The organism is Streptomyces sp. NPDC107522, assembly GCF_055657525.1.
Map to the genome: position 1 here is coordinate 169,331 of NZ_JBVKAU010000018.1, position 9,573 is coordinate 178,903.

Sequence of the window (9,573 nt, forward strand, 5' to 3'; positions counted from 1 at the left end):
TGATCGCGCCGTCCGGCATCCGTGGACCGGGCCGCCCGGCCCGGGTACGAGTGCCCGGCGGTCGCACTCACGCGCGCGTGGCTACGATGGGCCAGCCGGTGGCCAGCAGGGGCCGCACGGCGCCCGTACCGACCCTCGGGAAGGCCATGCTGAACAAGTACGCGCGTGCATTCTTCACGCGTGTCCTCACACCGTTCGCCGCGTTTCTGATCCGGCGGGGCGTCAGCCCCGACACCGTCACGCTCATCGGCACCGCCGGTGTGGTCGCGGGCGCGCTGGTCTTCTACCCCATGGGCGAGTTCTTCTGGGGCACGGTCGTGATCACGCTGTTCGTGTTCTCCGACCTCGTCGACGGCAACATGGCCCGCCAGCTCGGCCGCTCCAGCCGCTGGGGCGCCTTCCTGGACTCCACCCTCGACCGGGTCGCCGACGGCGCGATCTTCGGCGGTTTCATCCTCTGGTACGCCGGTGGCGGCGACGACCTCGTCCTGTGCGCCGTGTCGATCTTCTGCCTGGCCAGCGGCCAGGTGGTGTCGTACACCAAGGCCCGTGGCGAGTCGATCGGCCTGCCGGTCGCGGTCAACGGCCTCGTCGAGCGGGCCGAGCGCCTGGTGATCTCGCTGGTCGCGGCCGGTTTCGCGGGCCTGCACAAGTTCGGGGTACCCGGCATCCAGTACCTGCTGCCCGTCGCCCTGTGGATCGTCGCCGTCGGCAGCCTCGTCACGCTGATCCAGCGGGTCGTCACGGTCCGCCGGGAGTCGGCGGAGGCGGAGGAGGCGGCCGCCGCGCAGGAGAAGCCGCAGAACGCCTCTCAAGGGAGCGAGGCAGCCAAGTGAGTGCCCAGGAGCGCCTCACGGACGCGCTGTACGGCCTCGGCTGGGGCACGGTCAAGAAGCTCCCCGAGCCGGTCGCCGTCCGGCTCGGCCGCACCATCGCCGACCTCGCCTGGAAGCAGCGGGGCAAGGGCGTGCAGCGGCTGGAGAGCAACTACGCGCGCGTGGTGCCCGACGCGAGCCCGGAGCGCCTTGCCGAGCTCTCACGCGCGGGCATGCGGTCGTACCTGCGCTACTGGATGGAGTCCTTCCGGCTCCCCGCCTGGAGCGCCGAGCGCGTCAAGGGCGGCTTCGACCCCAAGGACGTCCACTACCTGACCGACGGCCTCGCCGCCGGCAACGGCGTCATACTCGCCCTGCCGCACCTGGCCAACTGGGACCTGGCGGGCGCCTGGGTCACCACCAAGCTGGAGACGCCGTTCACGACGGTCGCCGAACGCCTCAAGCCCGAGACGCTGTACGACCGCTTCGTCGCCTACCGCGAGGGCCTCGGCATGGAGGTCCTGCCGCACAGCGGCGGCAGCGCCTTCGGCACGCTGGCCCGCAGGCTGCGCGACGGCGGTCTGGTCTGCCTGGTCGCCGACCGCGACCTGTCCGCCTCGGGCGTCGAGGTGGACTTCTTCGGCGCCACGGCCCGCATGCCCGCGGGCCCGGCGCTCCTCGCCCAGCAGACGGGGGCGCTCCTGCTCCCCGTCACGCTCTGGTACGACGACTCGCCCGTCATGCAGGGCCGGGTGCATCCCCCGATCGAGGTACCCGAGACAGGCACCCGGGCCGAGAAGACGTCTGTCATGACACAGGCGCTGGCCGATGCCTACGCCTCGGGGATCGCCGAACATCCGGAGGACTGGCACATGCTCCAGCGCTTGTGGCTCGCTGACCTCGAACCACGACCAGTTGACGGCCCGGCCGGGGAGCGCCCGTGAAGATCGGCATCGTCTGCCCGTACTCCTGGGACGTGCCGGGCGGCGTGCAGTTCCACATCCGCGACCTCGCCGAGTACTTCATCCGGCTCGGCCACGAGGTGTCCGTCCTGGCCCCCGCCGACGACGACACCCCGCTCCCGCCGTACGTGGTCTCGGCGGGCCGCGCCGTTCCGGTCCCGTACAACGGCTCGGTGGCCCGCCTGAACTTCGGCTTCCTGTCGGCGGCACGCGTGCGCCGCTGGCTGCACGACGGCGAGTTCGACGTCGTCCACATCCACGAGCCGACCTCGCCGTCGCTGGGCCTGCTGACCTGCTGGGCGGCACAGGGGCCGATCGTCGCCACGTTCCACACCTCCAACCCCCGGTCCAAGGCGATGATCGCCGCGTACTCGATCCTCCAGGCGGCCCTGGAGAAGATCAGCGCCCGGATCGCGGTGAGCGAGTACGCCCGCCGCACGCTGGTGGAACACCTGGGCGGCGACGCGGTGGTCATCCCCAACGGCGTCGACGTCGACTTCTTCGCCAAGGCCGAGCCCAACCCCGAGTGGCAGGGCGACACCATCGGCTTCATCGGCCGCATCGACGAGCCCCGCAAGGGTCTGCCGGTCCTGATGAAGGCCCTCCCGAAGATCCTCGCCGCCCGACCGCAGACCCGGCTCCTGGTCGCGGGCCGCGGCGACGAGGAGGAGGCGGTGGAGTCCCTGCCCCGCGAACTGCGTTCCCGCGTGGAGTTCCTCGGCATGATCAGCGACGAGGACAAGGCCCGCCTCCTGCGCAGCATCGACCTGTACGTCGCCCCCAACACCGGCGGAGAGAGCTTCGGCATCATCCTGGTCGAGGCAATGTCCGCCGGGGCACCGGTCCTGGCCTCCGACCTCGACGCCTTCGCCCAGGTCCTCGACCGGGGCGCGGCGGGCGAACTGTTCACCAACGAGGACGCCGACGCGCTGGCCGAGGCGGCCGTACGGCTCCTGGAGGACCCCGCGCGGCGGGCGGAGTTGCGGGAGCACGGCAGCGCGCACGTACGGCGCTTCGACTGGTCGACGGTCGGCGCGGACATCCTGTCGGTGTACGAGACGGTGACGGCGGGCGCCGCGGCGGTGGCGGCGGACGAGAGGGCCGCGGGCGGCCCAGGAAGCGGCTTGCGGGCGCGGCTGGGCTTGGCCAGGGACTGAGGGCCGATGGGCGCCGGTTCAACTCCCTGAGCGTCACCAACGCCCTATTCCGGCACGGCCTCCGCCTCTCGACGCCGATCCCCGTCTCTTCAGCCCGTCCGGCGTTTGAGGGCAAGGCCCTTAAAGGGCCGACGGGGGTCCAGGGGGCGGAGCCCCCTGGCGGGGTCGAAGGGGCGGAGCCCCTTCAGGATGGGACGGGTAGGGGCGGCGGGGGCGAAAACCACCCGACGGCCACCACGGCAGGCCGGACACAAAGGCAGCCCACCCCACCCCAGCCCCGCACGAAACTCGGCTGACCCCGCGCAGCTAGTCTGCCGCCCGTGACCGCAACCCTCATCTGGATCCTCGTCGCCCTCGTCGCAATCGGCCTCTACCTCAGCTGGACCGCAGGCCGCCTCGACCGGCTCCACGCCAGGATCGACGCGGCCCGCGCCGCCCTCGACGCACAGCTGCTGCGCCGCGCCTCAGTGGCTCAAGAGGTGGCCACCTCCGGCGTCCTGGATCCGGCCGCCTCGATCGTCCTGTACGAGGCGGCCCACGCCGCCCGCCAGGCCGAGGAGGAGCAGCGGGAGGTCGCCGAGAGCGAGCTGAGCCAGGCACTGCGGGCGGTATTCGCCGAGACCCCGCAGGTGGAGGCCGTACGGGAGGCACCCGGAGGCGAGGAGGCGGCCCGCGAGCTGACCGAGGCGGTGCGCCGGGTACCGATGGCCCGCCGCTTCCACAACGACGCCGTGGGAGCCGCCCGCAGGCTCCGCGAGCACCGCAAGGTCCGCTGGTTCCGGCTGGCCGGCCACGCGCCCTTCCCCCTGGCCTTCGAGATGGACGACGAGCCGCCCGCGGCCCTGGCCGACAGAGCCGCCTGACCAGCGCGTTCATCACGCAAGCCGGGAAAAGGATCCACCGGCTTCGCATTGGCCCTTGCTGTGGACTGGTCCACTCCCGTTTCCTCGGTGCTTGCAGTAACCCTCTTTCACCCAGTGAGGTCACCCGTGTCCATCTCCGAAAACCAGGCTCCCGAGACCGGCACCGCGCGCGTGAAGCGCGGAATGGCCGAGCAGCTCAAGGGCGGCGTGATCATGGACGTCGTCACGCCGGAGCAGGCGAAGATCGCCGAGGACGCGGGCGCGGTCGCCGTCATGGCCCTGGAGCGGGTCCCCGCCGACATCCGCAAGGACGGCGGCGTGGCCCGTATGTCCGACCCGGACATGATCGAGGGCATCATCGACGCCGTCTCGATCCCGGTCATGGCCAAGTCCCGCATCGGCCACTTCGTCGAGGCCCAGGTCCTGCAGTCCCTCGGCGTGGACTACATCGACGAGTCCGAGGTCCTCACCCCGGCCGACGAGGTCAACCACTCCGACAAGTGGGCCTTCACCACCCCCTTCGTCTGTGGCGCCACCAACCTCGGCGAGGCCCTGCGCCGTATCGCCGAGGGCGCCGCGATGATCCGCTCCAAGGGCGAGGCCGGCACCGGCAACGTCGTCGAGGCCGTCCGCCACCTGCGCCAGATCAAGAACGAGATCGCCAAGCTGCGCGGCTTCGACAACAACGAGCTGTACGCCGCCGCCAAGGAGCTGCGCGCCCCGTACGAGCTGGTCAAGGAAGTCTCCGAGCTCGGCAAGCTCCCGGTGGTGCTGTTCTCCGCCGGTGGCGTGGCCACCCCCGCCGACGCCGCGCTGATGCGCCAGCTCGGCGCCGAGGGCGTCTTCGTCGGCTCCGGCATCTTCAAGTCCGGCGACCCGGCCAAGCGTGCCGCGGCCATCGTCAAGGCGACCACCTTCTACGACGACCCGAAGATCATCGCGGACGCGTCCCGCAACCTCGGCGAGGCCATGGTCGGCATCAACTGCGACACCCTCCCCGAGGCCGAGCGCTACGCCAACCGCGGCTGGTAAGCACCCTCCAGCACCCCCTCCAAGGACTGCACGTACATGACTGACGCACCCGTCATAGGCGTCCTGGCCCTCCAGGGCGACGTACGGGAGCACCTCATCGCCCTGGCCGCGGCCGACGCCGTGGCCAGGCCGGTGCGGCGCCCCGAAGAGCTCGCCGAGGTCGACGGCCTCGTCATCCCCGGCGGCGAGTCCACGACCATCTCCAAGCTGGCCGTCCTCTTCGGCGTGATGGAGCCGCTCCGCGCGCGCGTGCGCGGCGGCATGCCCGTCTACGGCACCTGCGCCGGCATGATCATGCTCGCCGACAAGATCCTCGACCCGCGCTCGGGCCAGGAGACCGTCGGCGGCATCGACATGATCGTGCGCCGCAACGCCTTCGGACGGCAGAACGAGTCCTTCGAGGCGGCGGTCGACATCAAGGGCGTGGACGGCGATCCTGTGGAGGGCGTCTTCATCCGCGCCCCCTGGGTCGAGTCCGTCGGCGCCGAGACCGAGGTCCTCGCCGAGCACGACGGTCACATCGTCGCGGTCCGCCAGGGCAACGCGCTGGCCACGTCGTTCCACCCGGAACTGACCGGCGACCACCGCGTGCACGGCCTGTTCGTCGACATGGTGCGCGCGAACCGGACAGTCGAGTCCTTGTAGGATCTCTGGCGTTCGTTCATAGATGGGTTACGCGAAGGAGACAGGCAGATGTCCGGCCACTCTAAATGGGCCACGACGAAGCACAAGAAGGCCGTGATCGACGCCAAGCGCGGCAAGCTCTTCGCGAAGCTGATCAAGAACATCGAGGTCGCGGCGCGCATGGGCGGCGTCGACCTCGACGGCAACCCGACGCTCTATGACGCCGTCCAGAAGGCCAAGAAGCAGTCCGTTCCGAACAAGAACATCGACTCCGCGATCAAGCGCGGTGGCGGTCTCGAGGCCGGTGGCGCCGACTACGAGACGATCATGTACGAGGGCTACGGCCCGAACGGCGTCGCGGTGCTCATCGAGTGCCTCACCGACAACCGCAACCGCGCCGCCTCGGACGTCCGTGTCGCCATGACCCGCAACGGCGGCTCGATGGCCGACCCGGGCTCCGTGTCGTACCTCTTCAACCGCAAGGGCGTCGTCATCGTCCCCAAGGGCGAGCTGACCGAGGACGACGTTCTCGCCGCCGTGCTGGACGCGGGCGCCGAGGAGGTCAACGACCTCGGCGAGAACTTCGAGGTCATCAGCGAGGCCACCGACCTGGTCGCCGTCCGCACGGCCCTCCAGGACGCCGGCATCGACTACGAGTCCGCCGACGCCAACTTCGTCCCGACCATGCAGGTCGAGCTCGACGAAGAGGGCGCCAAGAAGATCTTCAAGCTGATCGACGCGCTCGAGGACAGCGACGACGTGCAGAACGTCTTCGCCAACTTCGACGTCAGCGACGAGATCATGGAGAAGGTCGACGCGTAACGCTGCCGCGACGCGGCGGAGTTCACGGGCTCAGCGGGCCGACGGGACATCCCCGTCGGCCCGTCGCTTTGCCGGGAGTTGCTGACCGGCGTTGTCGGTGGCACCCGATAGCCTGCACAAACAGGCGATCGATGGGAGGGGCGCGTGCGCGTACTGGGGGTGGACCCGGGGCTGACGCGATGCGGTGTCGGCGTGATCGAGGGAGTCGCCGGACGCCCGCTCACCATGCTCGGCGTCGGCGTCGTCCGTACGCCCGTGGACGCCGAGTTGGGCCACCGCCTCGTCGCCATCGAGCAGGGCATCGAGCAGTGGCTCGACGAACACCGGCCGGAATTCGTCGCTGTGGAGCGGGTGTTCAGCCAGCACAACGTCCGTACGGTCATGGGCACCGCCCAGGCGAGCGCCGTCGCCATGCTCTGCGCCGCCCGCCGTGGCATTCCCGTCGCGCTGCACACGCCCAGCGAGGTCAAGGCCGCCGTCACGGGCAGCGGCCGCGCCGACAAGGCCCAGGTCGGCGCCATGGTCACCCGCCTGCTGCGGCTCAGTGCCCCGCCCAAACCGGCCGACGCCGCCGACGCCCTGGCGCTCGCCATCTGCCACATCTGGCGTGCTCCCGCGCAGAACCGACTCCAGCAGGCCGTGGCCCTGCACACCGCCAAGGCTTCATCGAAAGGCCGTCTCGCATGATCGCGTTCGTCAGCGGCCCGGTCGCCGCCCTCGCCCCCGACTCCGCGGTGGTGGAGGTGGGCGGGATCGGCATCGCCGTCCAGTGCACGCCGAACACCCTCTCGGGCCTGCGGATGGGCCAGCAGACCAAGCTGGCCACCTCCCTCGTCGTCCGCGAGGACTCGCTCACCCTGTACGGCTTCGCGGACGACGACGAGCGCCAGATCTTCGAGCTGCTCCAGACCGCGAGCGGCGTCGGCCCGCGCCTGGCCCAGGCGATGCTGGCCGTCCACTCGCCGGACGCCCTGCGCAGGGCGGTGTCGACCGGCGACGAGAAGGCACTCACCGCCGTCCCCGGCATCGGCAAGAAGGGCGCCCAGAAGCTGCTGCTCGAACTGAAGGACCGATTGGGCGAGCCGATCGGCGCGCCCGCGGTCGGCAGGCCGGTCACCAGCGGCTGGCGCGACCAGCTGCACGCCGCCCTGATCGGCCTCGGCTACGCCACCCGCGAGGCCGACGAGGCCGTGGCCGCCGTAGCACCGCAGGCCGAGGCGACCGAGGGCACACCCCAGGTCGGCCAGTTGCTGAAGGCCGCCCTGCAGACGCTCAACAGAGCTCGCTGAGCGCGTGACCACCGGGCCCGCCCGAAGCCACCACGAGACCCGAGGCACACGTCATGCTGTGCCTGTCCGGGGGACGACCCCCGGACCACCGGCCGACCGACCCTCCCCGGCATACCCCAGCTAGGAGAATCGCAGTGAACTGGGACGACACCACCGACAGCCCCGCCGCCGAGCGGCTGGTCGGTGCGTCCGCCGACCGTGAGGACCAGGCCGTCGAGGCCGCGCTGCGCCCGAAGGACCTGGGCGAGTTCATCGGCCAGGAGAAGGTCCGCGAACAGCTCGACCTCGTCCTGCGTGCCGCACGCGCGCGTGGCGCCACCGCCGACCATGTGCTGCTCTCCGGTGCCCCCGGCCTCGGCAAGACGACCCTCTCGATGATCATCGCGGCCGAGATGGGCGCCCCCATCCGCATCACGTCCGGCCCCGCCATCCAGCACGCCGGCGACCTCGCCGCGATCCTCTCCTCCCTCCAGGAGGGCGAGGTCCTCTTCCTCGACGAGATCCACCGCATGTCCCGGCCCGCCGAGGAGATGCTGTACATGGCGATGGAGGACTTCCGCGTCGACGTGATCGTCGGCAAGGGGCCGGGCGCCACCGCCATCCCACTGGAGCTGCCCCCGTTCACCCTGGTCGGCGCCACCACGCGGGCGGGCCTGCTGCCGCCCCCGCTGCGCGACCGCTTCGGCTTCACCGCACACATGGAGTTCTACGAGCCCGCCGAGCTGGAGCGCGTCATCCACCGATCGGCCAACCTCCTCGACGTCGAGATCGAGGCCGACGGCGCCGCCGAGATCGCCGGCCGCTCCCGCGGCACCCCCCGTATCGCCAACCGTCTGCTGCGCCGCGTCCGCGACTACGCCCAGGTCAAGGCCGACGGGATCATCACGAAGGACATCGCCGCGGCCGCCCTGGCCGTCTACGAGGTCGACGCCCGCGGCCTCGATCGCCTCGACCGCGCCGTCCTGGAGGCCCTGCTCAAGCTGTTCGGCGGCGGCCCGGTCGGCCTGTCCACGCTCGCGGTCGCGGTGGGGGAGGAGCGCGAGACCGTCGAGGAGGTCGCCGAACCCTTCCTCGTACGGGAGGGCCTGCTCGCCCGTACCCCGCGCGGCAGGGTCGCCACGCCCGCCGCCTGGGCGCATCTCGGCCTCACCCCGCCCCGCTCGTCAGCTGCGGGAAACGGACAACAGGACTTGTTCGGGGCGTGACGGCACCGTGATGCCGCCATGACGGCGAGCTCAGTGGCCGGAGCAGGAACCCCGGTGCCATGCTGAGCGTTGTTCCCTGCGCGGAGACTCGCTTAGACTCCGCCGATGCCGCCTTTGTCGGCGGCACACAATCCCCCAACCATCAAGGCCGCTCACCATCGCGGTCGTGTGAAGGAAGTTCCGACCCGTGAGTCTCGTGACCCTCCTCCCGTTCATCGTGCTCATCGGGGCCATGTTCCTGATGACCCGGTCGGCCAAGAAGAAGCAGCAGCAGGCCGCCGACATGCGGAACCAGATGCAGCCCGGATCCGGTGTCCGCACCATCGGGGGCATGTACGCCACCGTCAAGGAGGTCAGCGACGACACCGTCCTCCTTGACGCCGGCCCGGGCGTGGAGCTCCTCTTCGCCAAGAACGCGATCGGTGCCGTCCTCTCCGACGACGAGTACAACCGCATCGTGCACGGCATCGAGCACGACCTGAAGTCCGACGTCGTCCCCGACGACGCCTCCTCCCTCACCGAGGCCGACGAGCCCGCCGCTGCCGCCGCCTCCGACGACAAGCCCGTCGACTTCGGCAAGAAGGACGAGAAGGACGAGGCCGAGGAGCCGTCCGAGGACGCCGTGGCCGCCGACGCGAAGGCGGACGACGAGCCGAAGAAGACCGACGGCGACTCCGACGCGAAGTAGCCATGTGCCGGGGCGGGGAGGGGACGCCTGCGCGCCCCCGGGCATGCCGATCTCTCACGGGGATCCCGACACCACGTCATGGGCACCCCTCCACTGATCCGGCGTGAGAAGGCACG

General features: G+C 70.8%; 11 protein-coding genes. All 11 read left to right on the top strand.

Features of this window, described 5'->3' with window-relative positions:
- Window positions 1-86: 86 nt before the first annotated feature.
- On the top strand, window positions 87-836 hold the full coding sequence (pgsA, locus tag ACZ7L6_RS36885) for a phosphatidylinositol phosphate synthase (protein ID WP_471931748.1): 750 nt from the start codon (window positions 87-89) through the stop codon (window positions 834-836).
- On the top strand, window positions 833-1,759 hold the full coding sequence (locus tag ACZ7L6_RS36890) for a phosphatidylinositol mannoside acyltransferase (RefSeq protein ID WP_471931719.1): 927 nt from the start codon (window positions 833-835) through the stop codon (window positions 1,757-1,759). Before pgsA ends, ACZ7L6_RS36890 begins: the two co-directional genes overlap by 4 nt.
- Window positions 1,756-2,934 (top strand): glycosyltransferase family 4 protein, encoded by a 1,179-nt coding sequence (locus ACZ7L6_RS36895; protein WP_471931721.1) that lies wholly within the window; start codon window positions 1,756-1,758, stop codon window positions 2,932-2,934. The genes ACZ7L6_RS36890 and ACZ7L6_RS36895 overlap by 4 nt, the downstream gene beginning before the upstream one ends.
- A 320-nt stretch (window positions 2,935-3,254) precedes the next feature.
- Window positions 3,255-3,797, top strand: coding sequence for a LemA family protein (locus ACZ7L6_RS36900; RefSeq protein WP_471931723.1), 543 nt, complete (start codon window positions 3,255-3,257; stop codon window positions 3,795-3,797).
- Window positions 3,798-3,923: 126 nt separating this feature from the next.
- On the top strand, window positions 3,924-4,829 hold the full coding sequence (gene pdxS / locus ACZ7L6_RS36905; protein ID WP_062154397.1) for a pyridoxal 5'-phosphate synthase lyase subunit PdxS: 906 nt from the start codon (window positions 3,924-3,926) through the stop codon (window positions 4,827-4,829).
- Window positions 4,830-4,865: 36 nt separating this feature from the next.
- Window positions 4,866-5,474: a pyridoxal 5'-phosphate synthase glutaminase subunit PdxT gene (pdxT, locus tag ACZ7L6_RS36910; protein ID WP_471931726.1), complete on the top strand. Its 609-nt coding sequence runs from the start codon at window positions 4,866-4,868 to the stop codon at window positions 5,472-5,474.
- Between the two features lie 48 nt (window positions 5,475-5,522).
- Window positions 5,523-6,275 (top strand): YebC/PmpR family DNA-binding transcriptional regulator, encoded by a 753-nt coding sequence (locus ACZ7L6_RS36915; protein ID WP_471931728.1) that lies wholly within the window; start codon window positions 5,523-5,525, stop codon window positions 6,273-6,275.
- 144 nt (window positions 6,276-6,419) lie between these two features.
- Window positions 6,420-6,962 carry a crossover junction endodeoxyribonuclease RuvC gene (ruvC, locus tag ACZ7L6_RS36920; RefSeq protein ID WP_471931730.1) on the top strand — a complete coding sequence of 181 codons (543 nt, stop codon included), beginning with the start codon at window positions 6,420-6,422 and terminating at the stop codon, window positions 6,960-6,962.
- Entirely contained in the window at window positions 6,959-7,564 is a 606-nt protein-coding gene (ruvA, locus tag ACZ7L6_RS36925; RefSeq protein WP_471931732.1) for a Holliday junction branch migration protein RuvA, read from the top strand. The genes ruvC and ruvA overlap by 4 nt, the downstream gene beginning before the upstream one ends.
- A 134-nt stretch (window positions 7,565-7,698) precedes the next feature.
- Window positions 7,699-8,769 (top strand): Holliday junction branch migration DNA helicase RuvB, encoded by a 1,071-nt coding sequence (ruvB, locus tag ACZ7L6_RS36930; protein ID WP_471931734.1) that lies wholly within the window; start codon window positions 7,699-7,701, stop codon window positions 8,767-8,769.
- A gap of 187 nt (window positions 8,770-8,956) precedes the next feature.
- Window positions 8,957-9,457 carry a preprotein translocase subunit YajC gene (gene yajC, locus ACZ7L6_RS36935; protein WP_471931736.1) on the top strand — a complete coding sequence of 167 codons (501 nt, stop codon included), beginning with the start codon at window positions 8,957-8,959 and terminating at the stop codon, window positions 9,455-9,457.
- Window positions 9,458-9,573: the final 116 nt, after the last annotated feature.